The organism is Ornithinibacter aureus (assembly GCF_009858245.1).
Taxonomy (GTDB): domain Bacteria; phylum Actinomycetota; class Actinomycetes; order Actinomycetales; family Dermatophilaceae; genus Fodinibacter; species Fodinibacter aureus.
Map to the genome: position 1 here is coordinate 1,313,166 of NZ_VMSB01000001.1, position 24,078 is coordinate 1,337,243.

General features: G+C 71.0%; 24 protein-coding genes. 6 read left to right on the forward strand and 18 right to left on the reverse strand.

The window, feature by feature from the left end; all coding sequences use genetic code 11:
* Positions 1 to 11: 11 nt before the first annotated feature.
* The 4 genes from meaB to C8E84_RS06200 form a co-directional block, all read right to left on the reverse strand.
* Entirely contained in the window at positions 12 to 971 is a 960-nt protein-coding gene (gene meaB / locus C8E84_RS06185) for a methylmalonyl Co-A mutase-associated GTPase MeaB (protein ID WP_159904564.1), read from the reverse strand.
* Positions 972 to 988: 17 nt separating this feature from the next.
* A complete protein-coding gene (locus C8E84_RS06190) occupies positions 989 to 2,188 on the reverse strand; it encodes an acetyl-CoA C-acetyltransferase (RefSeq protein WP_159900393.1) in 1,200 nt (399 codons plus the stop codon).
* A 142-nt stretch (positions 2,189 to 2,330) separates the two neighbouring features.
* On the reverse strand, positions 2,331 to 2,519 hold the full coding sequence (locus C8E84_RS06195) for a helix-turn-helix transcriptional regulator (protein WP_159900395.1): 189 nt from the start codon (positions 2,517 to 2,519) through the stop codon (positions 2,331 to 2,333).
* Between the two features lie 2 nt (positions 2,520 to 2,521).
* Positions 2,522 to 2,950 (reverse strand): hypothetical protein, encoded by a 429-nt coding sequence (locus C8E84_RS06200; protein WP_159900397.1) that lies wholly within the window; start codon positions 2,948 to 2,950, stop codon positions 2,522 to 2,524.
* A gap of 290 nt (positions 2,951 to 3,240) precedes the next feature.
* Between C8E84_RS06200 and mce the strand changes: the two genes are divergently transcribed.
* Entirely contained in the window at positions 3,241 to 3,690 is a 450-nt protein-coding gene (mce, locus tag C8E84_RS06205; protein WP_159900399.1) for a methylmalonyl-CoA epimerase, read from the forward strand.
* A gap of 16 nt (positions 3,691 to 3,706) precedes the next feature.
* On the opposite strand, the gene C8E84_RS06210 is transcribed toward mce, so the two are convergent.
* The 3 genes from C8E84_RS06210 to C8E84_RS06220 are packed head-to-tail and all read right to left on the reverse strand — an operon-like array spanning position 3,707 to position 7,302.
* Positions 3,707 to 3,964 (reverse strand): hypothetical protein, encoded by a 258-nt coding sequence (locus tag C8E84_RS06210; RefSeq protein WP_159900401.1) that lies wholly within the window; start codon positions 3,962 to 3,964, stop codon positions 3,707 to 3,709.
* Between the two features lie 51 nt (positions 3,965 to 4,015).
* Positions 4,016 to 5,995: a hypothetical protein gene (locus tag C8E84_RS06215; RefSeq protein ID WP_159900403.1), complete on the reverse strand. Its 1,980-nt coding sequence runs from the start codon at positions 5,993 to 5,995 to the stop codon at positions 4,016 to 4,018.
* The gene (locus C8E84_RS06220) at positions 5,992 to 7,302 is read right to left on the reverse strand and encodes a glycoside hydrolase family 15 protein (RefSeq protein ID WP_159900405.1); all 1,311 of its coding nucleotides are present in this window, start codon (positions 7,300 to 7,302) and stop codon (positions 5,992 to 5,994) included. The genes C8E84_RS06215 and C8E84_RS06220 overlap by 4 nt, the downstream gene beginning before the upstream one ends.
* A gap of 151 nt (positions 7,303 to 7,453) precedes the next feature.
* On the opposite strand from C8E84_RS06220, the gene ccrA reads away from it, so the two are divergent.
* Positions 7,454 to 8,794: a crotonyl-CoA carboxylase/reductase gene (gene ccrA / locus C8E84_RS06225; protein WP_159900407.1), complete on the forward strand. Its 1,341-nt coding sequence runs from the start codon at positions 7,454 to 7,456 to the stop codon at positions 8,792 to 8,794.
* A 155-nt stretch (positions 8,795 to 8,949) separates the two neighbouring features.
* On the forward strand, positions 8,950 to 10,236 hold the full coding sequence (locus C8E84_RS06230) for an AI-2E family transporter (RefSeq protein WP_159900409.1): 1,287 nt from the start codon (positions 8,950 to 8,952) through the stop codon (positions 10,234 to 10,236).
* 3 nt (positions 10,237 to 10,239) lie between these two features.
* Here the strand turns inward: C8E84_RS06230 and C8E84_RS06235 are convergent, their stop codons facing one another.
* The 4 genes from C8E84_RS06235 to C8E84_RS06250 all read right to left on the reverse strand — a co-directional run bounded on the left by C8E84_RS06235 (position 10,240) and on the right by C8E84_RS06250 (position 15,538).
* Positions 10,240 to 10,518, reverse strand: a complete 279-nt coding sequence (locus C8E84_RS06235; RefSeq protein WP_159900411.1) for a hypothetical protein — start codon at positions 10,516 to 10,518, stop codon at positions 10,240 to 10,242.
* A 23-nt stretch (positions 10,519 to 10,541) separates the two neighbouring features.
* Positions 10,542 to 13,007 carry a GcvT family protein gene (locus tag C8E84_RS06240; protein ID WP_159900413.1) on the reverse strand — a complete coding sequence of 822 codons (2,466 nt, stop codon included), beginning with the start codon at positions 13,005 to 13,007 and terminating at the stop codon, positions 10,542 to 10,544.
* 234 nt (positions 13,008 to 13,241) lie between these two features.
* On the reverse strand, positions 13,242 to 15,020 hold the full coding sequence (locus tag C8E84_RS06245) for a 3-hydroxyacyl-CoA dehydrogenase family protein (protein ID WP_159900415.1): 1,779 nt from the start codon (positions 15,018 to 15,020) through the stop codon (positions 13,242 to 13,244).
* Positions 15,021 to 15,097: 77 nt separating this feature from the next.
* Positions 15,098 to 15,538: a hypothetical protein gene (locus C8E84_RS06250; protein WP_159900417.1), complete on the reverse strand. Its 441-nt coding sequence runs from the start codon at positions 15,536 to 15,538 to the stop codon at positions 15,098 to 15,100.
* A gap of 67 nt (positions 15,539 to 15,605) precedes the next feature.
* Between C8E84_RS06250 and nucS the strand changes: the two genes are divergently transcribed.
* A complete protein-coding gene (nucS, locus tag C8E84_RS06255) occupies positions 15,606 to 16,301 on the forward strand; it encodes an endonuclease NucS (RefSeq protein ID WP_159900419.1) in 696 nt (231 codons plus the stop codon).
* Between the two features lie 90 nt (positions 16,302 to 16,391).
* Here nucS and C8E84_RS06260 read toward each other — a convergent pair whose 3' ends face one another.
* Positions 16,392 to 16,685, reverse strand: coding sequence for a hypothetical protein (locus tag C8E84_RS06260; protein ID WP_159900421.1), 294 nt, complete (start codon positions 16,683 to 16,685; stop codon positions 16,392 to 16,394).
* A 131-nt stretch (positions 16,686 to 16,816) separates the two neighbouring features.
* Between C8E84_RS06260 and C8E84_RS06265 the strand changes: the two genes are divergently transcribed.
* The gene (locus C8E84_RS06265) at positions 16,817 to 17,389 is read left to right on the forward strand and encodes a type 1 glutamine amidotransferase domain-containing protein (RefSeq protein ID WP_159900423.1); all 573 of its coding nucleotides are present in this window, start codon (positions 16,817 to 16,819) and stop codon (positions 17,387 to 17,389) included.
* Between the two features lie 46 nt (positions 17,390 to 17,435).
* On the opposite strand, the gene C8E84_RS06270 is transcribed toward C8E84_RS06265, so the two are convergent.
* Both C8E84_RS06270 and C8E84_RS06275 read right to left on the reverse strand, forming a co-directional pair.
* The gene (locus C8E84_RS06270; RefSeq protein ID WP_425495966.1) at positions 17,436 to 19,454 is read right to left on the reverse strand and encodes a protein meaA; all 2,019 of its coding nucleotides are present in this window, start codon (positions 19,452 to 19,454) and stop codon (positions 17,436 to 17,438) included.
* Positions 19,455 to 19,642: 188 nt separating this feature from the next.
* On the reverse strand, positions 19,643 to 19,993 hold the full coding sequence (locus tag C8E84_RS06275; protein WP_159900427.1) for an STAS domain-containing protein: 351 nt from the start codon (positions 19,991 to 19,993) through the stop codon (positions 19,643 to 19,645).
* Positions 19,994 to 20,278: 285 nt separating this feature from the next.
* Here C8E84_RS06275 and C8E84_RS06280 point away from each other — a divergent pair, with 285 nt between their 5' ends.
* A complete protein-coding gene (locus C8E84_RS06280) occupies positions 20,279 to 20,899 on the forward strand; it encodes a cob(I)yrinic acid a,c-diamide adenosyltransferase (protein ID WP_159900429.1) in 621 nt (206 codons plus the stop codon).
* Positions 20,900 to 20,906: 7 nt separating this feature from the next.
* Here C8E84_RS06280 and C8E84_RS06285 read toward each other — a convergent pair whose 3' ends face one another.
* The 4 genes from C8E84_RS06285 to C8E84_RS06300 are packed head-to-tail and all read right to left on the reverse strand — an operon-like array spanning position 20,907 to position 24,000.
* A complete protein-coding gene (locus C8E84_RS06285) occupies positions 20,907 to 21,338 on the reverse strand; it encodes a DUF2550 family protein (protein WP_159900431.1) in 432 nt (143 codons plus the stop codon).
* A 24-nt stretch (positions 21,339 to 21,362) separates the two neighbouring features.
* The gene (locus C8E84_RS06290) at positions 21,363 to 21,632 is read right to left on the reverse strand and encodes a F0F1 ATP synthase subunit epsilon (RefSeq protein WP_159904566.1); all 270 of its coding nucleotides are present in this window, start codon (positions 21,630 to 21,632) and stop codon (positions 21,363 to 21,365) included.
* Complete coding sequence (atpD, locus tag C8E84_RS06295) at positions 21,629 to 23,086, reverse strand: F0F1 ATP synthase subunit beta (RefSeq protein WP_159900433.1); 1,458 nt, start codon at positions 23,084 to 23,086, stop codon at positions 21,629 to 21,631. The genes C8E84_RS06290 and atpD overlap by 4 nt, the downstream gene beginning before the upstream one ends.
* Positions 23,087 to 23,100: 14 nt before the next feature.
* Entirely contained in the window at positions 23,101 to 24,000 is a 900-nt protein-coding gene (locus C8E84_RS06300; RefSeq protein ID WP_159900435.1) for a F0F1 ATP synthase subunit gamma, read from the reverse strand.
* Between the last annotated feature and the right edge of the window lie 78 nt (positions 24,001 to 24,078).

Consider the following 24,078-nt stretch of genomic DNA (forward strand, 5'->3'; position numbering starts at 1 on the left):
GCCGGCCGATCTCACGTGAGGGAGCGCACCAGCGCATCGGCCGCGGCGTACGGGTCGCTGCGGCCCGCGACGACCTCACCCGCGAGCACGTCGAGGCGGGTTTCGCCGGACAACCCCCCGACTCTGGCCCGCAGCGTCGCCAGGGCCAGCCCTTCGATCTCGTGGGAGGCCCGGCGCACCCGGCGCGCGGTGAGCCCGTCACTGCCGAGCCAGGCGCGGTGCTCCTCGATGGCGGCGACGACGTCGTCGACCCCGTCGCCGGTGGTGGCGACGGCCCGCACGACGGGGGCCCGCCACGACCCCGGCTCCGAGCGGTCGCCGAGGTCCACCGCGTGGCGCAGGTCCCGCACGGCCCGGTCGGCTCCCTCGCGGTCCCCCTTGTTGACGACGAGGACGTCGGCGACCTCGAGGATGCCGGCCTTGGCGGCCTGGATGCCGTCCCCCATTCCGGGTGCGACGAGGACGAGTGTCGTGTCCGCGGTCGCGGCCACCTCGACCTCGGACTGCCCGACCCCGACGGTCTCGAGGAGCACGACGTCGCACCCCGCGGCATCCAACACGCGCAGCGCCTGCGGAGCGGCCCACGACAGGCCGCCGAGGTGACCCCGGGAGGCCATCGAGCGGATGAACACCTCGGGGTCGGCGGCGTGCTCGGACATCCGGATCCGGTCACCGAGCAGCGCCCCGCCCGAGAACGGTGACGACGGGTCGACGGCGAGCACCCCGACCCGGGCGCCCCGCTCGCGGTAGCGGGTCACGAGCGCGTTGGTGGTCGTCGACTTGCCGACGCCCGGCGACCCGGTGACGCCGATGACGTGGGCGCGACCGGCATCCGACGCCAGCGCGCGCATGACCTCACGCAGCGCCGGGTGGCCGTCCTCGACGAGGGAGATCAGCCGGGCGACGGCACGCGCACGCCCCTGCCTCGCCTGCGCGACGAGGGAGGGGACGTCGACGGGACGTGGCGTGATCGGGGTGTCGGTCCTGCTCAGGCCTGCGCGGGCACGCGGACGATGAGGGCGTCGCCCTGACCGCCGCCGCCGCACAGGGCCGCGGCGCCGACCCCGCCACCACGCCGCTTCAGCTCCAGGGCGAGGTGCAGGGTGATGCGTGCGCCGGACATGCCGAGGGGGTGGCCGAGGGCGATGGCTCCACCGTTGGGGTTCACCTGCTCCTGGGCGACGCCGAGCTCCCTGGCGGACACGATGCCGACGGCGGCGAAGGCCTCGTTGATCTCCACGAGGTCGAGGTCGGCGGGCGTGATGTCCTCCTTGGCGCAGGCCGCCTTGATGGCCTCGGCGGGCTGGCTCTGCAGCGTCGAGTCCGGGCCGGCGACGACGCCGTGGGCGCCGATCTCGGCCAGCCACGTCAGGCCCAGCTCCTCGGCCTTGGACTTGCGCATGACGACGACCGCGGCAGCCCCGTCGGAGATCTGGGAGGCGGAGCCGGCGGTGATGGTGCCGTCCTTGGCGAAGGCCGGGCGCAGGCCGGCGAGCGACTGGGCGGTGGTGTCGGCGCGGATGCCCTCGTCGGCGCGGAACTCGATCGGGTCGCCCTTGCGCTGCGGGATCTGCACGGTGACGACCTCGTCGTCGAAGACGCCGTCCTTCCAGGCGCGGGCGGCGAGCTGGTGACTGCGCGCCGCGAACTCGTCCTGCTCCTCGCGGGTGACGGCCCGCTCGCCGTGGTTGGCCGACTCGGTCAGGCCACCCATGCCCTGCGCGGTGAACACGTCGGAGAGGGCGTCGTGGTCCATGTGGTCGCGCAGCGTGACGTTGCCGTACTTGAACCCGTCGCGGCTCTTCTCGAGCAGGTGCGGCGCGTTGGTCATCGACTCCTGGCCGCCGGCGACGATGATCTCGAACTCGCCCGCGCGGATGAGCTGGTCGGCGAGCGCGATGGCGTCGATGCCGGAGAGGCAGACCTTGTTGATGCTCAGCGCCGGGACGTTCATGGGGATGCCGGCCTTGACCGCCGCCTGGCGCGCGGGGATCTGCCCCTCACCGGCGTAGAGGACCTGGCCCATGATCACGTAGTCGACGTCCTGCGGGTCGACGCCCGCCTTGTCGAGGGCGCCCTTGATGGCGAAGCCGCCGAGGTCGGAGCCGCTGAAGCCCTTGAGCGAGCCGCTCATCCGCCCCATGGGGGTGCGGGCGCCGGCGACGATGACGGTCGGGTCAGTGGACATGCGGGGGCCTCCGGTGTCGGGGTGTCGAACAGGTCGGGGATCGTGCTCGACTCTAGCGACGGGCGGATGCCGTGCCGACCCCCGCGTGCCGTGACCCTCACCACGGGGGGTCACGGGGGGCACGGGATACGGGGTCGGCGGACTACGGGTGGAAGATGTCCTCGATCGTGGTTCCGAAGTGGCGGGCGATCGTGAACGCCAGTGGCAGTGACGGGTCGAACCGCCCCCGCTCGATCGAGATCACGGTCTGCCGCGAGACCCCGAGCAGCTCGGCCAGGGCTGCCTGCGACAGCTGGTGCTGGGCTCGCAGCTCGGCCAGCTTGTTCTCCACGGTCAGCGCCTTCCGAATCGCAGCCACAGGTAGGACCCCGCGAACGTGCCGAGCCCGAGCACGAGCGCATGGGCAAGGCCCACCGGCGCCATCCACGACACGTTCAGCGCGTCGCCCACGCCCTCGAGGAAGAGGAGCCCGCCGATCATCGTCGCGAAGGCGGTGGCGGCTGCTTCCTGGAACCATGCGTGCTCGACCCCGAGTTCACCCTGGGCGATGTCGCGCCCGGTGGCGGCTCGGTCGAACCACAGCACCTGGAGCGCGACGGCGACGACGGGCCAGGTGGTGAACGCCGCAACCACCACGACGACGGACGCCGGATCGTCTGGGTTGCGGCTGGCCATCAGCGCTCCGAACAGCAGGGCCAGAGCCAGCCCGAGCACCGCTGACCGCCACCAACTCTGGACCATCGATCGCATCGTGACCCGCATGGCAATCCCCTCCAAGTAAAGCGTGCTTGACGTAAAGCAATCTTTACCAACATCGGAGCGAAAGTCAAGGTCACTTGACGTGTCCGGTACCCCGACGGAAGCCCTCGATCGGCGCAGCGGCTGGACCGCGGGGCCTTTCTCCGGATGTGCGTCCTTACTCCCGATCTGCGCTGCTGCAAGGACGCACATCCGGAGTAGGGATCTGCGACGGGAGGAAGGCCCAGCCATCCGTCGTGATGCTCGCCACGACAGGTGCGCGCACGGCATCCGCACTTCCTACGCTGAGGGCCATGACTGCGCTGCCCACCGACCTGTTCACCGCGATCGACCACGTCGGCGTGGCCGTGCCCGACCTCGACGAGGCCATCGCCTTCTACACCTCGACCTACGGCATGCGGATGCTGCACGAGGAGACCAACGAGGAGCAGGGCGTGCGCGAGGCGATGATGGCCGTCGGCGACTCCGGTTCCTGCATCCAGCTCCTGGCTCCACTCACCCCCGCCTCGACGATCGCGAAGTTCCTCGACCGCAGCGGCCCCGGCATCCAGCAGCTGGCCTACCGCGTCACCGACCTGGATGCCGTGAGCGCCACCCTGCGCGAGCGTGGGCTTCGCCTGCTCTACGACGCGCCCCGGCGCGGCACCAGCAACAGCCGGGTCAACTTCATCCACCCCAAGGATGCAGGTGGCATCCTCGTCGAACTCGTCGAACTCGTCGAGCCCGCCGCGTCAGCCCACTGACGGACCCCGCCGCCGGTCAGCGCTTGAGCGCACGCCGGTTGTGGATGACCCGGTAGAAGCCGGCGCCGGCGAAGGGGAGGAACAGGACCCCGACGAGGAGCGCCATCGCCGCGAGCGCGTTGTACGCCCACACGTCGGTGGCGCGAACCACCTTGGCCTGCTCGTTGGCCCACCACCCCAGGGCGAGGAAGGCGAGCGAGAGCGCCACCATGGCGATGGGCGACCCGAAGCTCGTCGGCCTCCACGGCGCCGACCCCGGCATCATGTTCGACATGCTCCGAGCGTGGCACAGGCACGCGGCCCGGTCCATGACCCGGGCGGGTGGTCAGCGCGCCACACCGGCCAGGGCACGGCCAGCCGCGACGAGCAGCGGAGCGAGGACGAGCGCGACGAAGGCCGGGATCACCAGGCCCGAGTCGTTGACCGCGAACCCGACCACGGCGAGCACGAGGGCCCCGCGCAGCACCGGCACCCCGGCATCCACCGGGCGCCAACCCGTGCGCCACGCCACCACGACGAGCACCACGGTCGCGATCGAGATGGCCAGCAGCGGCGGGGACCCGAGGTTGGTGAGGTTCTGCGCGAGCTTGCGCCCGAGCACCGAGCCGGCCTCCCCCGAGATCACCGTGTCGACGAACTCGCCCAGGTGGGTGCGCGACGCCGGCGGGCGCCGCCAGTCGAGCCAGGACATCGCCGCGACGAGCAGCCCAGCGGCGGCGACCGCCACCACCGACCGGCGCACCGTCAGCCGCACGCCGGCGGCACCGGCGATGACCACGAGCCCACCGAGCAGCAGCCCCGGTGGCCCACCGAAGTCGGCACCGAGCGACGGCAGCCCCTCGATCGCAAGGAGCACGACAAGCAGCCCGAACCCCAGCCCCACCGCGACCTGGCGCGAGCGCCACCGCGCACCGGCGACCCACGCGACGAGCACGAGCGCGGCCAGCCCGTAGAGGGCGAAGCTCGTGTTCCCGAAACCGTAGAACCGCCCACCGACGGTCGGGTTCTGCCCGAAGACCGACCCGAGTTGCAGCCGCGACCCGAGGATCACGTCACCGGCGAGCACCACCACCGTGAACAGCGCCACGGTGCGCAGCGCACCGAGCGGATGCCGTCGCTCGACTCCCAGCGCGACCGCCACCACCAGCGCGGTCACCGCCCCGAGGATCGCGACGAACGCCACGGCCGGGGCCGGCATCTGCCACCAGGGCACGAGGTTCGCGGCGAACGTCGAGATGGGCACGGCGGCCACGGCGACACCGGCGGTGACCAGCGCCCGGGGCAGCTCATGCGAGGCCCCTCGACGCCACCACCACAGCGCGCCCAGCGCGGCCCAGAGCGCGAAACCCACCGCGAGCCAACCGGTCACCTGGGGGCTCACCGACCGCAGGGTCGCGGCCCGTGTCTCGAACCCGACGAGGCCATCGACTCGTTCGGAGGCCGACGATGCACCCGGCTCCACCGACACGGCCCGCCCGCTGATCGGCGCACCCTCGACCCCGATCCGCGTCAGGGCCGTGGCCGTGAGGTCCTGGAGCTGGATGAGGCCGGGCTGCCGCGTCGAGCCCGAGGTCAGCAGGCCCGCCTCGAACGAGGGGCCGCTCGCGACGACCGCCCTCGGACGCACGCTGGAGTCGCCGTCACCGAGCCCGGCGACGACGACGTCCGCCCCGGGGGCCGCGCCGACGACCTGGGCGACGAGAGCGTCGAGGCGCGCCACGGCATCCGCCCGCTCCGGCCCGGTGGTCGGCAGCGCTCCGCCGTCGACGAGCACCACGGGGCAGGCGACGCTGGTCGGCAGCGTGTCGGAGGACGTCGGACCCACCGCCCCGTCGGGGTCGGCGCCACCGATCGCCGCGCCCGGACCGATGCTCTGCACACATGCGCCGGATGCCGTGACCTCCTCGGCGAGCAACCCCGGTCGCGCGTCGTACGAGTCGGCGGCGGCAGCGGCGACGTAGTCGGCCCAGTTCGGCACGAGCCCGTCGACCGGGGGCAGTGGCTCGCGGCACGGCCCGGGAAGGTCTCCCGCACGTCGCCCGGCCGAGAGCGTGAGCCAGCCGTCGATCGCGCACGAGCGGCTGCGCACCGCTCGCGCGGTGATCGACCCGGAGGCGCCCTGCTCCACCATCGCCGTGAGGGCCGGCAGGTCGTCGCGCTCGAGGTCGGACCAGGCGAGCCCCGGCGCGCCGACGATGACGATCGGCGCGGTGTCGGATGCCGTGGCGTTCGCTGGCGGGGCGAGCGCGAGGCCGAGGGTCGCCGCCACGAGGGCCAGGGCGACGACGAGTGCCCGGCGCATCATCCCCGCACCAGCTCGTGGGTGGCGATGACCACGAGGGATGCCGTCCACGCGAGGGGGGCGACTGCGGCCGGACGGCCGTCGTGCAGCACCTTCTCGGGGTAGGAGCCGGCCTCGGTGCGGTGGTCACCGAGCCACGTCAGGAGGATCTCGGCCTTGGTCGGGTAGCCGTTGGCGGCCCACGCGGCGGCGAAGAGTGCAGTGGTCGGGGTCCAGCTGATGCCGTCGTTCTTCCACGAGGCACCGGGGGCCAGCCCCCCGGCCGGGCGCAGCATCGAGGTCTGGGCCCGGTCGATGGCCGTCAGCACCTCGACGTCTGCCTCCGTCGGCCCGATGGGGGCGACGAGGAAGGTCACGGCGGCATCCGAGGCCGAACCCCCGAGCAGCCGGGGGTAGCCGTTGGGGCCGAAGTGCTTGCGAACCTGCGCCGCCAGGGTGTCCGACGCTGCTCGGGCCTGCTCTGCCAGCGCGTACTCCCCCACCAGGGGCAGGACGACGGCACCGCTGCGCAGCCCGGCGAGCACGGCGGCCGCTGTGCCCAGGGTGAGGGTGTCCTCGACGATCTCCCAGTAGTCCGACGACGCGGGCGGCAGGGCCGTGGCCTCGTCGAGGGAGTCCAGCAGCTTGGTGCAGCTGCGCACGAGCAACGGGGTGAGCGGGCTGAGCAGCTCGGTGGCGCGCTCCGGGGCCTGCGCGGCGATCTGGGCAGCCCCCCACACGACCCAGCCGGTGCCGTCGAGCTGGGCCACGCGGTCGTCCGGGGTGCGCCGGGTACTCGGGTCGTAGCGCGCCTCGAACCCACCGTCCCTGCCCTGGACCCCGCGAAGCCAGCGCAGCTGGTCGGCCGCCGCGTCGTGGTGGCCGATCCGGGCCAGGGCAGCCGCCACGAACGAGACGTCCCTGGGCCAGGCGTAGCGCCACCGGTCGGTCCACCCCGCCACGGAGACCTTGAGGTCGACGGAGAGGGCGCGCAGGTCGAGCAGGGCCGAGCGCAGGATGTCGTCCCCTGCGGCGAGGCGGGTCTGCACCCACGGGGCGCACGAGGCGAGCCAGGCCTTCTCCTCCTCGAGCAGGGCAGCCGTCTGGATGCGGTCGGCGAGCACCCGCGTACCCGGCACCACGGCATCCACCCGTCCCACCGGGACGATCTCGCGGCTCCCGCCGCCGCCGAAGGCCACCGTCTCGCCGTACAACGGCACCTCGGCGCGCATGATCCGCTCGGTGATGCTCCAGTAGGCCGTGCCCGAGTAGGCCAGCAGCCCGACCCCACCGAGCAGCGCGCGGCGGCGAGTCAGGGCGAACGGGGACACCCCGAAACTGTATGCCGGATGGCCGAGCCGGGCTCCCAGCCCCCGTGAGCCGGATCACGCTGTGGGCACCGTCATACCCACGCACCTGTGGCCGGGTCGGCGGCTAGGTTCACCGGGACCCAAGCCTTCGCCGCCAAAGGAGCACGACCGCATGGACCAGATCCGCGAGGCCATCCTCTCCGGGGACCGCACCGAGCAGACCTACGCCGGGATCGAGGTGCCGACGACCTATCGCGCCGCGACCGTGCACAAGGACGAGGCCCTGATGTTCGAGGGTCTGGCCAGCCGCGACAAGGACCCGCGCAAGTCCCTGCACGTCGAGCAGGTGCCCACCCCCGAGCTCGCGCCGGGCGAGGCCCTCGTCGCCGTCATGGCCAGCGCCATCAACTACAACACCGTGTGGACCTCGATCTTCGAGCCGGTGTCGACGTTCGGGTTCCTCGAGCGCTACGGCCGCACCTCGGAGTTCGCCAAGCGTCACGACCGCGACTACCACGTCGTCGGCTCCGACCTCGCGGGCGTCGTCCTGCGCGTGGGTCCGGGTGTGACCAAGTGGAAGCCCGGCACCGAGGTCGTCGCGCACTGCCTGTCCGTCGAGCTCGAGGACGCCGCCGGCCACGACGACACGATGATGGACCCGCAGCAGCGGATCTGGGGTTTCGAGACCAACTTCGGCGGTCTGGCCGAGCTCGCGATCGTCAAGGCCAACCAGCTGATGCCCAAGCCCACCCACCTGTCGTGGGAGGAGGCGGCATCCCCCGGCCTGGTCAACAGCACCGCCTACCGCCAGCTCATCTCGCGCAACGGCGCCCACATGAAGCTCGGCGACCGCGTGCTCATCTGGGGTGCGTCGGGTGGGCTCGGCTCCTACGCGACCCAGATGGCCCTGGCCGGCGGCGCGACCCCGATCTGCGTGGTCTCCTCCCCCGAGAAGGCCGCGATCTGCCGCGCGATGGGGGCCGAGCTCATCATCGACCGCTCCGCGGAGGGCTACCGGTTCTGGAACGAGGACGGCACCGCGCAGAACCCCAAGGAGTGGCAGCGCCTGGGCAAGAAGATCCGTGAGCTGACCGGTGGGCACGACGTCGACATCGTCTTCGAGCACCCCGGCCGCGAGACCTTCGGCGCCAGCGTCTACGTCGCCCGCAAGGGCGGCACGATCGTCACGTGTGCGTCGACCTCGGGGTACATGCACGAGTACGACAACCGCTACCTGTGGATGAACCTCAAGCGCATCGTCAGCTCGCACTTCGCGAACTACCGCGAGGCGTGGGAGGCCAACGAGCTCATCGACCGCGGCCTGATCCACCCGACCCTCAGCCGCACCTACCGCCTCGAGGACGTCGGTACCGCCGCCCTGGACGTGCACCGCAACCTCCACCAGGGCAAGGTCGGCGTGCTCACCCTGTCGCCCGAGGAGGGCCTCGGCGTGAGCAACCCCGAGAAGCGGGCCCGCTTCGAGAGCGAGATCAACCGCTTCCGCAACGCCTGACTCCTCCCCGACCTTGCGGACTTTCCTGCGAGGTGCTGGGCAACACGCCGTGAACCGGCGCTCGTCCCGGCACCTCGCAGGAAAAGTGAAGGTCGGATGCCGCGGCGCACGGTGGCGTCGTCGCCCCACCGTAGGGTTGTCGCGGGAGGTGTGGCGTGAACGTGTCGAGGCTGTGGAGCCCGGTGACCCGGTGGGGTGAGTTCCGCCGACGGCAACTCGCGGCCCTCGAGGAGAGCAACCGCATCGCCGCTCGCGTCACTGGTACGGATCCAACGGCGGCCGAACCCGCGGCGAACGAACCCGCGGCGAGCGAGGCCGACGGCGGCGTCGCCACGGCATCCTCGCCGTTCGTCGTCGACCCGACCCAGCCGACGGTCACGCCCTACGGTGTCGTCGGGCGGCCGCTCAACCGGCACTCGCCGTTCTACATCGGTTTCTTCGGGGCCACGGGCGCGCTCATCGCGGTCGGTCTGTGGCAGCTCGTCGGGCAGATCACGACGACGCTGACCCTGATCGTCGTCTCCCTGTTCATCGCGCTCGCCCTCAGCCCGATCGTCGACGGACTCGTGGCGCGCGGGGTGAAGCGGGTCGCGGCAGTGGCCGCCGTCTTCAGCGCGTTGCTCGCCATCTTCGCCGTGATCCTGGCTGTCGTCATCCCCCCGGTGGCGCTCGAGGGAGCAGAGCTGGCCCGGCAGACCCCGGGATACGTCGAACAGCTCCTCGATGCCCGCTGGGTCCACGACCTCGACGCGAACTACGACGTCCTGGACACCCTTCAGGCCGAGATCCGGGCGCGAGCCATGGACCAGTCGTTCATCCAGGGGGTGCTCGGCGGCATCTTCGGGGTGGGCAGAGCCGTGCTCAACGGCACGTTCCAGGTGTTCACGGTGCTGGTGCTGACGCTGTACTTCCTCGGGTCGCTGCCGCGCGTCAAGCAGGCCGGGTACGCCCTCGTGCCGGCCTCGCGGCGCGCCCGCGTCAAGCCGCTGTCGGAGGAGATCATGCGCCGAGTGGGCTCCTACGCCCTGGGCCAGGTCTCCATCGCGACCCTGAACGGGGTGCTGTCCTACGTGATGATGACCCTCGTCGGCATCCCCTACGCCGCGGTGCTCGCCGTGACCGTCGGCCTGCTCGGGCTCATCCCGATGATCGGTGCAACCCTGGGGGCAGTGATCGTGTGCGCCATCGCGTTCGTCTCCGAGCCGAAGACGGCGCTCATCGCAGGCGTCTACTACCTGATCTACCAACAGGTCGAGAACTACCTCGTGGCGCCGCGGATCATGCAGCGCACGGTGTCGGTTCCGGGGCCGGTGACCATCGTCGCGGCGCTGGCCGGGGGCGCACTGCTCGGGGTGCTCGGCGCCCTGCTCGCGATCCCGGTGGCCGCCGGGCTCCTGCTGCTCTACGAAGAGGTGCTGGTCCCGCGTCAGAACCGCGCCTGACCCTCAGGGGCGGGAGGCGTGCCGGGCCGACCAGCAGCGGGTGTGCCAGTGCCGTCGCTCATCGATGCCACCGACCCCCTGCGCCGGCCACACGACGACGTGCGGTGTGCCGACGGCGATGCCCTGGTGGCACCCCGGGCACCGGTACTCGCGGGTGGATGACGCCCCCGACAGCTGACGCACGTGCCACGGCCGGCCCGAGTAGGTCTGGGTCCCGACCTCGCTGGCGCCCGAGAGCGGCCGGGACTCGAGGTCGCGGCGACGACGGTTGGCCCTGGGCATGCCGCCCATGCTCCCAGACGTCGTCAGCCCGTGACGCGCGCGCTCGTCGGGTCGTACATCGGGCGCAACGACACCACGGCCGGATGCCGGGTGCCGGCGACGTCGACCTCCCACCGCCCGTCGGCGAGCCACTGCGGCGTCACCGGCCCGTGGCCGCCGACGAACGCCAAGCCGACGGCACCGCCGAGGGTCCAGCCGTGCGACGCCGAGCGCACCTCCCCGACGACGACCCCGTCGCGCAGCACCGGCTCGGCGTGGAAGAGCAGCGGCTCGGGGTCGCTCAGCAGCACCTGGACCAGCCGGTGGTGCGGTGTCCCCCGGGCCTTGGCCGCCAGCGTGGCCTCGCGTCCCACGAACCCGCCCGGCTTGTCGAGGGCGACGGCAAACCCGAGCCCGACGCCGTAGACGTCGTCGGTGTTGTCGATGTCGTGGCCGAAGTCGCGGTACCCCTTCTCCATCCGCAGGCTGGACAACGCCTTGAGACCCACGGGTCGGATGCCGTGCGGGGCACCCGCCGCGAGGACGGCATCCCACACCTCACCCGCCTGCGCGGCCGGCGCGTACAGCTCCCACCCCAGCTCGCCGAGGTAGGTGATGCGGATGGCGAGCACCTCGGCACCGGCGATGTCGACGCGGTGGGCCGCCCGGAAGGGGAAGGCCGCACTCGACCAGTCGGTGCCCGGGGCGGCCTGCGCCAGAGTCGCGCGGGAGTGAGGGCCCTGCACGGTGAGCAGCGCGACGTCGCTCGTGACGTCCTCGACGGTGGCGTCGGCGTCTGCGACGGCCCGCCGCACCTGGCCCAGGGCCGACCCGTGGGCCGTGTCGGACGCGACGACGAGGAAGTCGTCCGCCGCCAGGCGGGTCACGGTGAGGTCGGCGCGGATGCCGCCGTCCTCACCGAGCCACTGGGTGTAGGTGATGACCCCGTCGCGCTCGTTGACCGCGCCAGCGCTCAGGCGGTCGAGCACCGCACCGGCATCCGGCCCGCGCACCGCGAACTTGGCCATGAAGGACATGTCCATCAGCCCGACGGCCTCGCGCACCGCCTCGTGCTCGGCGCGCCAGTTCGCGAACCACGGGTGGTGCCCCCAGCCGGGTTCGTCGGTGGGGCTCTGGCCACGCCCGGCGTACCAGGCGGCCGACTCCCAGCCGCTGACGTCACGCAGCCGAGCGCCCTCCGCGACGAGGCGGTCGTGCACGGGTGAGGTGAACTCGCCACGCGCAGAGGTGAGCTCGACGCCCGGGGTGTGTGCGGCATACACGGTGCCGAGGATCTCGGCGGTGCGTTCGGCGCGGTGGCGCGGGTTGAGCTGCCAGTCCCGGAAGCGGGCGACGTCGAACCCGGTGACGTCGACGTCGGGGTGGCCGTCGGCGACCCACTGCGCGACGATGCGCCCCATCCCGCCGGCCGACAGGATGCCGACGGAGTTAAGCCCCGCACACACGAAGTACCCGTGGATGCCGGGAGCCTCACCCACCGCTGGCGCGAGGTCGGGCGTGAAGGACTCGGGCCCGCAGAAGAACGTGCGGATGCCGACGGTCTCGACGACGGGGACGCGGGCGATGGCGCGCTCGACGAAGGGTCCCATCCGGTCCCAGTCGGGGGTGATCTCGCCGAAGGAGAAGTCACGCGGGATGCCGTCGACGTTCCACGCCGCGGCGACCGGCTCGAAGAGCCCGACCATCATGCCGCCGCCCTCCTCGCGGTAGTAGCCGTAGGCGGCCGGGTCCTCGAACACCGGTGCGTCCGGGCTCATCCCGTCGATCGGCTCGGTGATGAGGTAGTAGTGCTCGGCGGCTTGGTTGGGCACGACGACGCCGTTGCGCTCGGCGAGTTCGCGGGCCCACATGCCGGCGCAGTTGACGACGACGTCGCACTCGACGTCCCCGGCATCCGTGCGGACCCCGGTGACTTCCTCGACGAGTCCGCGTGGACGGGTGAGGACCTGCTCGACCCGCACCCCCTCGAGGATCTTGGCTCCGAGGTTGCGGGCCCCCTTGGCCAGGCTCATCGTGACGTCGACGGGGTTCACCCGGCCGTCGCCCGGGACGTGGAAGCCCGCGAGGAGGTCGTCGGTGCGCGCCAGCGGGAAGAGGTCGGCCATCTCCTTCGGGCGGATCTCCTCGACCTCGAGGCCGATGTGGCGCTGGAAGGCCGCGACCCGGCGGTACTCCTCGAGACGGTCTGCGTCGGCGGCCGCCTCGATGAGCCCGACCGGCTTGAACCCGGTCGCCACACCGGTCTCGGCCTCCAGGCGGGCGTAGAGGTCGCGTGAGTACAGCCGCATGCGGGTGTTCGTCTCGCTCGTGGAGCCGAAGCAGGTCATCAGGCCGGCTGCGTGCCACGTCGTGCCGGACGTCAGCCGGTCACGTTCGAGAACGAGGACATCGGTGATGCCCAGATGCGCCAGGTGGTAGGCGATCGAGGCGCCGATGACGCCTCCTCCGATGATGACGACCCGGGCGCGCGCCGGCAGTGCTGTGCTCACGCGCCCAACCTATCCACCCCGTACCCGGCTCGGCCCACCCCCGTCGGGAGGAGGCAACACGCAGGCGGTGAGCCCACGGCATCCGGACGCCCGCTCATGACCCGGGCGTCTTCAGATCGACCAATAGGTCACTCCAGGTACACGGCCTCGTACGCGCACTGACCTATTGGTCGATCTCGGTACGGTCACGTCGGATGCCGTGTCGCGCGCCGGATGCCGGATGCCAGATGCCGGTCAGGCGTACGTGCGGAACCCGCGCCCGGTCTTGCGCCCCAGGTAACCGGCGGTCACGAGGTGCTCGAGCAGCGGCGCCGGCGCATAGCCCGGCTCGCGGAACTCGGTGTACAGCTCGCGCTCGATGGCCAGGGACACGTCGAGGCCCACGACGTCGAGAAGCTCGAACGGCCCCATCGGCAGCCCACAGCCGGTCTTCATGGCGGTGTCGATGTCGTCGGCCGAGGCGTAGTTGGCCTCGAGCATGCGCACCGCGTCGTTGAGGTAGGGGAAGAGCAGGGCGTTGACGATGAAGCCGGAGCGGTCACCGCAGGTCACGGCCACCTTGCCGACCTTGGCGCACAGGTCCTGCACCGTCGCGATGACGTCCGGCGCGGTCGTCACCGTGTGCACGACCTCGACGAGCTTCATGACCTGAGCCGGGTTGAAGAAGTGCATGCCGATGACGTCCTGGGGCCGTGAGGTCACCTTGGCGCAGTCGATGATCGGCAGCGACGACGTCGTCGTCGCGAGGATGGCGCCCGGCTTGCAGATGCGGTCGAGGTCGCGGAAGAGCTGCTGCTTGATCTCGAGGTCCTCGGCGATGGCCTCGACGACGAGGTCGACGTCCGCGAGCGCCTCGCGGTCGGTGGCCCCGGTGACCCGGCCGAGCATCGCCTCGGCGTCCTCGGCCGTCATCCGACCCTTCTCGACCGCGCGCGAGGTGCTGCGCGCCAGCGCGGTGTGCACCCCGGCGACCTTGTCGTCGCCGCGCGCGACGAACGTCACGGCATACCCGGCCTTGGCGAACACCTCGATGATGCCGGTCGCCATCGTCCCCGAGCCGACCACGCCGACCGTGGCCACCGGCCGCAGGGTGACGCCCGCGGGGGGTCCGCCAGCCGGGGTGTTGGCGTCAGCGACGACCTGCGGCGACCCGGGCTGCTCGTACGTGTAGAACCCGCGGCCGCTCTTGCGGCCGAGCATGCCTGCGCTGACCATCTGCTTGATGATCGGGCTCGGCGCGTGCAGGCGGTCACGGCCCTGCTTGTACATCGTGTCGAGGATCTCGTATGCCGTGTCGAGGCCGATGAGGTCGAGCAGGGCGAGCGGGCCCATCGGATACCCGCAGCCGAAGCGCATCGCAGCGTCGAGGTCCTCACGGGTGGCGTACCGGCTCTCGAACATCGAGACGGCGTGGTTCAAGTAGCCGAACAGCAGCGCGTTGGCGATGAAGCCGGCCTTGTCGCCGACGACGACGGGGTTCTTGCCGAGCCGCTCCGCGAGCGCCTTGACGTCCTCGAAGACGTCGTCCGCGGTGATGACGGTGCGGATCACCTCGACGAACTGCTGCACCGGGGCCGGGTTGAAGAAGTGCATGCCGACGACGCGCTTCGGGTTCTTCGTCGCGACGGCGATCTCGGTGACCGGCAGGGACGAGGTGTTCGTCGCGAGAATCGCGTCGGCGGAGACCACGGCGTCGACCTTGCCCAGCAGGTCCTTCTTGAGGTCCAGGTGCTCCGGCACGGCCTCGACGACGAGCTGGCAGGGGGCGAGGTCCTCGAGGTTGCTCGTGAACGTTACCCGCGAGTGCAGCGCGTCGTGCTCCTCCTGCGTCATCTTGCCGCGGGCCAGCGCGCGCCCGGTGCTCCCCCCGAGAACCGCCTTGCCGTGCTCGATGGCCGGGCCGTCGACCTCGACCGCGACGACGTCGATCCCGTTGCGGGCGAACACCTCCACGATCCCTGCACCCATCGTCCCGAGCCCGATCACACCAACAGTGGAGAAGTCACGCGTCATGTCCGCGATCCTGTCAGAGGGGCGAGGCAGTCACGACCCCCTCGCAGCGTGACGCTCCTTACCCCCGATCTGGTGACTCACCAGTCGTGGCCGGCCGCGACCAGCTCCGCCTCGATGGCGAGCCGGTCACGCGAGGGCAGCGGCGGCATCCCCACGTCGGTCGGCACGTCCAAGCGCTCACACAGCTGGAGCAGCACCTGGTCGTAGGCGGCGAGGACGGCCCGCAGCCGGGCAGCCTGGTGCGGTGCGTCACCGTTCTCGACCTTGCGGATCTCAGCCTCGAGCCGGCTCAGCTCGAGGGTGATGAGCACGGGTGGGACCGGCTTGGGCGGAAGCCGCCCGAGCAACCGTCGGCACTGGCGGCCCACCCGCTCCATCCACGGATCAAGTCGGGACAGCAGGGGGCGCAGCAGACGCGGGCGCTCCCCACCGGCGAACCAGCGCAGCCCCTCACCGGTGGCGATGAACCACGCTCCGGGCAGCACGAGGAGAAACACCAGGAGCAGAGCTGCCCGCATCGGCCTCACCTCAAGGAAGAGTGTGCGCTGCCCAGGGCTGCCCGGGCAATGGGTAGGGTGACCGATCGTGCGACTGGTGATCGCGACGTGCAGCGTCGACTACGACGGGCGGCTGACCGCCCACCTGCCGCTGGCGACCCGGTTGCTGCTCGTCAAGGCCGACGGTTCGGTGCTGGTGCACTCCGACGGCGGCTCCTACAAGCCGCTGAACTGGATGTCCCCGCCGTGCGCCATGGCCGAGGTGGCCCCCGACGAGACCGAGGCCGCCGAGGGTGTGACGACCGTCTGGGTAGTGCAGCACGCGAAGTCGGAGGACCGGCTTCGGGTGAAGATCCACGAGGTGCACCACGACAGCGCCCACGAGCTCGGCGTCGACCCCGGCCTGGTCAAGGACGGTGTCGAGGCGCACCTGCAGAAACTGCTCGCCGAGCACATCACCACCCTCGGCGAGGGGTGGACCCTCACCCGCCGCGAGTACATGACCCCCATCGGCCCGGTCGACATCCTGTGCAAGGACGGTCGCGGCGGCACGGTCGCCATCGAGATCAAGAGGCGCGGCGACATCGACGGTGTGGAGCAGCTGACCCGCTACCTCGAGCTGATGAACCGGGACCCGCACCTGGCGCCGGTGACCGGTGTGTTCGCAGCCCAGGTGATCAAGCCTCAGGCGCGCACGCTCGCCGAGGACCGCGGCATCCGTTGCGTCGTCCTCGACTACGACGAGCTCAAGGGTGTCGACAACAGCGAGCACCGCCTCTTCTGAACGGATGCCGGCCCGCCCACCGCAGTGCCCGGCCGCCTCGCGTCCCTGCAACGGCCAATAGGTCGCACGAGGTACGCCCCATCCGACCGGTCAGCCCTTGGGTGGGACCAGCGCCCAGCCGTCGTCGCCGATCTCGAGGACCACCACGTCCTCGCAGGGCCCGGGCACTCGGCCCAGGTGCTCGTGCACGGCGCTCAGGTGGTCGGGGCCGACCGGCACCACCACCCGTTCACCGCGGTGCAGGTCGGCCAGGGCCTCGAGCTCCTCGACGACATCGGCCCCCGCCGCCAGCGGACCCACCACCACGGCACCGGTACCGGCCGCGCCGTCCGGCGCCGCGCCGACCGGCACGAGCACCAGTCTCGCGGCGCAGTGCAGAGCCATGCCCGGCACGCTACCCCCACCGTCGACGCCCGTGGGCCACACGGCTCAGTGGGGAATGACGCGGGGAGGGCTCCGGTTGTCCCACCGGCGCCAAACTGCGCCGCATCCCGTCGGACCGATAGGACACCACCATGACCGACAACAGCACCACCACCCAGACGAGCACGTCCCAGAAGGTCGCCTTCCTCGTCGCCACCGAGGGCATCGAGCAGGTCGAGCTGACCGGGCCCTGGCAGGCCGTCGAGCAGTCCGGCGCCACGCCGGTGCTCATCTCCACGCAGGCAGGCACGGTGCAGGCCTACAACCACCTCGACAAGGGTGACGTCTTCGACGTCGACCTCACCGTGTCCTCTGCCGAGGTCGACGACTACGCGGCGCTGGTGCTGCCCGGTGGCGTCGCCAACCCGGACGCCCTGCGCACCGACTCCGACGCCGTGGCCTTCGTGCGCCAGTTCGTGCAGTCCGGCAAGCCGGTGGCGGCGATCTGCCACGCGGCCTGGACGCTCGTCGAGGCCGACGTCGTGCGGGGCCGCACGGTCACCTCGTGGCCGAGCCTGCAGACCGACCTGCGCAACGCGGGTGCGACCTGGCAGGACCGCGAGGTCGTCGTCGACGACAACCTGATCACCAGCCGCAACCCCGACGACATCCCGGCGTTCACCCGCGCGCTGACCGCGGCCCTGTCGTCGTCCGTGACCGCCTGAGCGCCCCCACACCGGGGTCACCCGGTCCGGTGGCGCCCGCCACGCCTCAGGCGTGGGCGGGCGCCTCTGCGTCGGCGGCGAGCCCGCGCGATGCGCGGATGACGTCGACGAACCGCGACATGATGTCGTTCAGCCCGAAGTCCTTCGGCGTGAACACCTCCGCGACACCAAGCGCCTTCAGGCGCACGGCATCCGCCTCGGGGATGATGCCACCGACGATCACCGGCACGTCGCCTGCGCCGGCCTCACGCAGCCGGTCGAGCACCTCGGGCACGAGCTCCATGTGGGAGCCCGACAGGATCGAGATGCCGACGAGGTGCACGTCCTCGGCCACGGCGGCCGCAACGATCTGCTCCGGAGTGAGACGGATGCCCTGGTAGATGACCTCGAAGCCGGCATCACGGGCCCGCACCGCCACCTGCTCGGCGCCGTTGGAGTGTCCGTCCAGGCCGGGCTTACCGACGAGCACACGCAGCTTCTCGCCGAGCTCCTGGCTGAGACCGGCCACCTTGGCCCGCACGTCGGCGAGCGCTGCCGACCCGGCACCGACGCCGACCGACCCGCTGACACCGGTGGGGGCACGGAACTCGCCGAACACCTCACGCAGCGCTGCGGCCCACTCCCCGGTCGTCAGTCCTGCGCGGGCGCACTCGAGGGTCGCGGCCATGAGGTTCACGTCGCTGGTCGCGTCGGTCTTCAACCTCGCGAGGGCGGATGCCGCTCGCTCGCGTCGCGCGGGATCGGCGTCACGCTCCTCTCGCCAGGCTCGCACGGCGGCCGCCGCCGCCGCCTCCACCCCGGGGTCGACCGACTGGATGGCGGCGTCGAGGTCAGCGGTCAACGGGTTGGGCTCGGTGGTCTCGAAGCGGTTGACGCCGACGACGACGTCCTCGCCGAGCTCGATGCGCTGGCGGCGCCGCGAGTGCGAGGCGACGAGCTCGGACTTCATGTAGCCGCCCTCGACCGCGGGGACGGCCCCACCCATGGCCTGCACCCGGTCGATCTCGGCACGGGCGCCCTCGACGAGCTCGGCGACCTTGGCCGCGACCACGGTCGAGCCCTCGAACAGGTCGTCGTACTCGAGCAGGTCGGACTCGTAGGCGAGCACCTGCTGGATGCGCAGCGACCACTGCTGGTCCCAGGGCCGGGGCAGACCGAGCGCCTCGTTCCAGGCCGGCAGTTGCACGGCGCGAGCCCGGGCGTCCTTGGAGAGCGTGACGGCGAGCATCTCCAGCACGATCCGCTGCACGTTGTTCTCGGGCTGAGCCTCGGTCAGGCCCAGCGAGTTGACCTGCACGCCGTAGCGGAAGCGTCGCGCCTTGTCGTCGGTGACGCCGTACCGCTCACGGGTCAGCTCGTCCCAGAGCTGGACGAAGGCGCGCATCTTGCACATCTCCTCGACGAAGCGCACGCCGGCGTTGACGAAGAACGAGATCCGCGCGACGACCTCACCGAAGCGCTCCGGGGGGACCTGACCGGAGTCGCGCACGGCATCCAACACGGCGATCGCCGTGCACATGGCGTAGGCGATCTCCTGCACGGGCGTCGCGCCGGCCTCCTGGAGGTGGTAGCTGCAGATGTTGATCGGGTTCCACTTGGGGATGTCGGTGACGGTGTACGTCACCATGTCGGTGATCAGGCGCAGCGAGGGGCCGGGCGCGAAGACGTAGGTGCCCCGCGACAGGTACTCCTTGATGATGTCGTTCTGGGTGGTCCCCGCCAGGGCACGAACCGCGGATGCCGGGTCCTCGCCCGCCGCTTCGGCCTGCTCCTCCGCGGCGACCTGGTAGAGCGCCAGCAGCCACATAGCGGTGGCGTTGATGGTCATGGAGGTGTTCATCCGCGACAGCGGGATGTCGGCGAAGAGCGCCCGCATGTCACCGATGTGCGAGATCGGCACACCCACCTTGCCCACCTCGCCCCGCGCCAGGACGTGGTCTGGGTCGTACCCCGTCTGGGTCGGCAGGTCGAAGGCCACGGAGAGCCCCGTCTGACCCTTGTCGAGGTTGCGCCGGTACAGGGCGTTGCTGGCGGCGGCGCTGGAGTGGCCGGCGTAGGTGCGCATGACCCACGGTCGGTCGCGAGGTGGCCTGCTGGCGTCGGTGCTCTCGGGCATGCGTCGAACGCTAGCCGCGGCCGCGAGGCCCGGATAGGCGCGCGCACGGTGAGAGTGCCCACACCGACGCCGCGGTGGCGCCGCCCGTCGTCGGCGCAATCGGGCGACCGGCCGGCAGGGGGTCGGTCCGGTGCCCGTCAGCTGGCCGCGATGGCCATCGTGTGCCGCTCGGGCACCGAGCAGTCGAGCGAGGGGCCGAGGAGCGAGCCCAACCGGGCACGCCGCAGCAGCCGTTGGGTGCGGGCATCCGCCGCGACGACGTGCACCTGTCGGCCGGCCCGGCGTGCGCGGCGCTGGCACTCGACGATGAGCCCGAAGCCGGTGGCGTCCCCGACGTGCACCTCGGCGAGGTCGAGCAGCAACGGGGTGCTCCCGGCCGCGATGAGACGGTGCAGCGCGAGTCGCAGGTCGGCGGCCGTGCGCACGTCGACCCGGCCGCGCAGGGCGACGTGCCAACCGTGCTCGTCCTGGTACTCGGTGATGGTCACCACACTGCTCTCCCGGTCTGCCACGGTCTCACCCCCGCCCTTCGGTTTGCGTTGCTCCATTAGACCCACCGAACACCCCTTTCTCCCTCCTCCGAACGGGCGATGTGGCGGCAGAGAACAGTCACTGTCCACTTCATGCCACCGATGAACAACGGATTCCGAAGGTGTTGATCACGCCCCCATGAGTCACAGACGTCACCACGGGTCAGCCGGTTCCACCCAGCCGCGACCGTTTCACCGGGGTCGCCGCCGCAGCCTCCGCAGCACGTCTGAGAGGCTGAGGGCATGGTCAACCTCACCCGGATCTACACCCGCACCGGCGACGACGGCACCACCGCGCTCGGCGACCTCAGCCGCACGTCGAAGACCGACCTGCGACTCGCCGCCTATGCCGACGCCAACGAGGCCAATGCCGCGATCGGCGTGGCGGTGGCGTGCGGCGACCTCCCCGACGACGTGCGCGCCGTGCTCGTGCGCGTCCAGAACGACCTCTTCGACATCGGCGCCGACCTCTCGACCCCGCTCCAGCAGACCTACGAGTACCCGCCGCTGCGGGTCAAGGAGGAGTGGATCAGCGAGCTCGAGGCAGACTGCGACACCTACCTGGCCTCCCTCGAGAAGCTGCGCTCGTTCATCCTCCCCGGCGGAACACCCGGCGCCGCCCACCTGCACGTCGCCCTGACGGTGGTGCGCCGAGCCGAGCGATCGGTGTGGGCTGCCATCGAGGCGTACGGGACCGAGCCGGGGACGGCCCGTGGGGAGGGCGGCATCAACCCGACGACGGCGACCTACCTCAACCGGCTGTCCGACCTGCTGTTCGTGCTGGCCCGCTACGCCAACCTGCCCGGAGGCGACGTGCTCTGGGCGCCGGGTGGCGGCCGTGAGCAGCCCCCCACCCCGTCTTGACGGCGGGTCAGGCCACGTTGGCCTTGTACCCCGGTGGGCTGGACTCCAGCCAGGCCCGCACCGCGGTGTAGGCCGCCGGCACGAAGGCGAACTCACACGTGGCGGCCCCCGAGCTCCCGACCACCGCGACCGGGTCGGCGAGCCCGGGGATGGGGTCGCTGAGCGCCGACACCGAGCCGAAGTCGAGCTGGCCCCGCACCCAGGCCACCTCGGGGCGCAGCGAAGGCCCGACGATGCTGAACCACTCGAACCGGTCCGAGCTCAGCCGCGCCAGGCCCAAGCGCCACCGATCCCCCTCGCCATCGCGCCGAGCACACAACATGACCGGGCGGCCATCCCCCGAGATGTACCGTCGGCGCGCCCACACGAAGGTGAGCGCGCCGACGGTGACCAGCACGATGAGGGCGAGGACCACCTCGGCGACGACGAGTGGCGTCATGCGAGTGGTCCCCGGCCCTCGATGTCAGGAACTCATGCCAGAGGCGTCGACCGACTCCGCGATGATCGTGACGCGATCGTGGTCCACCGACAGGAAGCCGCCGTCGATGGTCGCCGACTTCCAACCACCCTCACTGTTGATCCGCACCTCACCCTCGCCCAGCACGCACAGCAGCGGCTGGTGTCCGGGCAGGATGCCGAGGTCGCCGTCGATGGAGCGGGCGCTGACCTGGCTCGCCTCACCCTCCCAGACCTTGCGGTCCGCGGCGACGAGCTCGACCGTGAGAGCCATCAGAGGTTCTTCTGGATCTCGGCCCACTGGCGCTCGACGTCGTCGAGGCCACCACACATGAAGAACGCCTGCTCACCGACGTGGTCGTAGTCGCCGTCACAGATCTTCGTGAACGCCTCGATGGTGTCGGCCAGCGGCACCGTCGAACCCTCGATGCCGGTGAACTGCTTGGCGACGTAGGTGTTCTGCGACAGGAAGCGCTGGAGACGACGGGCACGGTTGACGAGGATCTTGTCCTCTTCGGAGAGCTCGTCGATACCGAGGATCGCGATGATGTCCTGGAGCTCCTTGTTGCGCTGCAGGATCCCCTTGACGCGAAGTGCGGTGGTGTAGTGGTCCTCCGCGATGTAGCGACGGTCGAGGATGCGGCTCGTCGAGGTGAGCGGGTCCACGGCCGGGTAGATACCCAGCGAGGCGATCTCACGCGAGAGCTCGGTCGTCGCGTCGAGGTGCGCGAACGTCGTGGCCGGGGCCGGGTCGGTGTAGTCATCGGCCGGCACGTAGATCGCCTGCATCGAGGTGATCGAGTGACCACGCGTGGAGGTGATGCGCTCCTGGAGGGTGCCCATCTCGTCGGCGAGGGTGGGCTGGTAACCCACGGCCGACGGCATCCGGCCCAGCAGCGTGGAGACCTCGGAACCCGCCTGGGTGAAGCGGAAGATGTTGTCGATGAACAGCAGCACGTCCTGGCCCTGGACGTCGCGGAAGTACTCCGCCATCGTCAGCGCGGACAGGGCCACGCGAAGACGCGTGCCCGGCGGCTCGTCCATCTGGCCGAAGACGAGGGCCGTCTGCCCGAGGACGCCGGCCTCCTCCATCTCGACCATGAGGTCGTTGCCCTCACGGGTGCGCTCGCCGACACCGGCGAACACCGACACACCACCGTGGTCGCGGGCGACACGGGCGATCATCTCCTGGATGAGCACCGTCTTGCCGACACCGGCACCACCGAACAGGCCGATCTTGCCACCCTGCACGTAGGGGGTGAGCAGGTCGATGACCTTGATGCCGGTCTCGAACATCTGGGTCTTGGACTCCAGCTGGTCGAACGACGGCGCGCTGCGGTGGATGCCCCAGCGCTCGGTCGCGGTGAAGGTCTCGCCCTCGGCCAGGTTCATCACCTCACCGGTGGTGTTGAAGACCTTGCCCAGGGTCTCGTTGCCCACGGGCACCGAGATGGGGCCGCCGGTGTCCTGCACGGGGGTGCCGCGCACGAGACCGTCGGTGGGCTGAAGGGAGATGGCGCGCACCATGTTGTCGCCGATGTGCTGCGCGACCTCGAGGTTGAGGTTCTTGGTCTCGCCGCCGATCTCGACCTGGCTGGTGAGCAGGTTGTACTGCTCGGGCATGGCGTCGACCGGGAACTCCACGTCGACGACGGGGCCGATGATGCGCGAGATACGCCCGACACCGCCGGCGGCGTGGGCCTCGCTGCGCTCGCTGAGGGTTGCAGTCATGATCTCTCTCTCACTCACTTGCTCTCGGCCAGGGCACTGGCGCCGCCGACGATTTCGCTGATCTCTTGGGTGATCTCGGCCTGACGGGCCTGGTTGGCCAGCCGGGTGTACTTCTTGATGAGCTCCTCGGCGTTGTCCGTCGCCGACTTCATCGCCCGCTGGCGGGCGGCGAGCTCGGACGCGGCGGCCTGGAGCATGCAGTTGAACAGACGCGCGTTGACGTACTTGGGCAGCAGTGCGTCGAGCACCTTCTCGGCCCCGGGCTCGAAGGTGTAGAGCGGCAGCAGGTCATCCGCTGCCGGCGCCTCCTCACCCTCGACGACCTCGAGCGGGAGCAACCGGATGACCTCGGGCTCCTGGGTGACCATGGAGACGAACCGGGTGAAGACGACGTGCACCTCGTCGATGCCGCCCTCCTCGGTCGGGGTGGTGAAGTCGGCGACGAGACGCTCGCCGACCTCGCGGGCCGTCTCGAAGCTCGGGCGCTCCGAGGCGCCGCTCCACTCCGCGGCGAACTCGCGGTGGCGGAACTTGTAGAAGGCGATCGCCTTGCGACCGAGCAGGTAGGGGACGACCTCCTTGCCCTCGTCACGCAGCGACGCGATGAGCCGCTCGCTCTCCTTGATCGCCGACGAGCTGTAGGCACCTGCCAGGCCGCGGTCGGAGGTCATGATGACCACCGCCGCACGCTTGACGTCGTCCTTCTCCGAGGTCAGCGGGTGGTCCTCGTTGGAGAACGTCGCCACTGCGGAGACCGCCCGGGTGAGGGCCCGCGCGTACGGGCTGGACTCACGCACGGCCTGCTGGGCCTTGACCACGCGCGAGGCAGCCATGAGCTCCATCGCCCGGGTGATCTTCTTGGTCGAGCTGACGGCTCGGATGCGCTGCCGGTACTCCCGGATCTGCGCTCCCATACGTTTCCGCCTTCCTGGTTCTACTGCTCGTTTGCCGTGGGGCTGGGCCGGGAGCGCGTGGCGCGCTCCCGGCATCCG

Bases quoted from the DNA above. Each gene is read 5' to 3' on its own strand.
- C8E84_RS06190 (WP_159900393.1), bottom strand. From the start codon at position 2,188: ATGTCCACTGACCCGACCGTCATCGTCGCCGGCGCCCGCACCCCCATG.
- C8E84_RS06200 (WP_159900397.1), bottom strand. From the start codon at position 2,950: ATGCGGGTCACGATGCGATCGATGGTCCAGAGTTGGTGGCGGTCAGCG.
- mce (WP_159900399.1), top strand. From the start codon at position 3,241: ATGACTGCGCTGCCCACCGACCTGTTCACCGCGATCGACCACGTCGGC.
- C8E84_RS06210 (WP_159900401.1), bottom strand. From the start codon at position 3,964: ATGTCGAACATGATGCCGGGGTCGGCGCCGTGGAGGCCGACGAGCTTC.
- C8E84_RS06215 (WP_159900403.1), bottom strand. From the start codon at position 5,995: ATGATGCGCCGGGCACTCGTCGTCGCCCTGGCCCTCGTGGCGGCGACC.
- ccrA (WP_159900407.1), top strand. From the start codon at position 7,454: ATGGACCAGATCCGCGAGGCCATCCTCTCCGGGGACCGCACCGAGCAG.
- C8E84_RS06235 (WP_159900411.1), bottom strand. From the start codon at position 10,518: ATGCCCAGGGCCAACCGTCGTCGCCGCGACCTCGAGTCCCGGCCGCTC.
- C8E84_RS06245 (WP_159900415.1), bottom strand. From the start codon at position 15,020: ATGACGCGTGACTTCTCCACTGTTGGTGTGATCGGGCTCGGGACGATG.
- C8E84_RS06250 (WP_159900417.1), bottom strand. From the start codon at position 15,538: ATGCGGGCAGCTCTGCTCCTGGTGTTTCTCCTCGTGCTGCCCGGAGCG.
- C8E84_RS06260 (WP_159900421.1), bottom strand. From the start codon at position 16,685: ATGGCTCTGCACTGCGCCGCGAGACTGGTGCTCGTGCCGGTCGGCGCG.
- C8E84_RS06265 (WP_159900423.1), top strand. From the start codon at position 16,817: ATGACCGACAACAGCACCACCACCCAGACGAGCACGTCCCAGAAGGTC.
- C8E84_RS06270 (WP_425495966.1), bottom strand. From the start codon at position 19,454: ATGCGCACCTACGCCGGCCACTCCAGCGCCGCCGCCAGCAACGCCCTG.
- C8E84_RS06280 (WP_159900429.1), top strand. From the start codon at position 20,279: ATGGTCAACCTCACCCGGATCTACACCCGCACCGGCGACGACGGCACC.
- C8E84_RS06285 (WP_159900431.1), bottom strand. From the start codon at position 21,338: ATGACGCCACTCGTCGTCGCCGAGGTGGTCCTCGCCCTCATCGTGCTG.
- atpD (WP_159900433.1), bottom strand. From the start codon at position 23,086: ATGACTGCAACCCTCAGCGAGCGCAGCGAGGCCCACGCCGCCGGCGGT.
- C8E84_RS06300 (WP_159900435.1), bottom strand. From the start codon at position 24,000: ATGGGAGCGCAGATCCGGGAGTACCGGCAGCGCATCCGAGCCGTCAGC.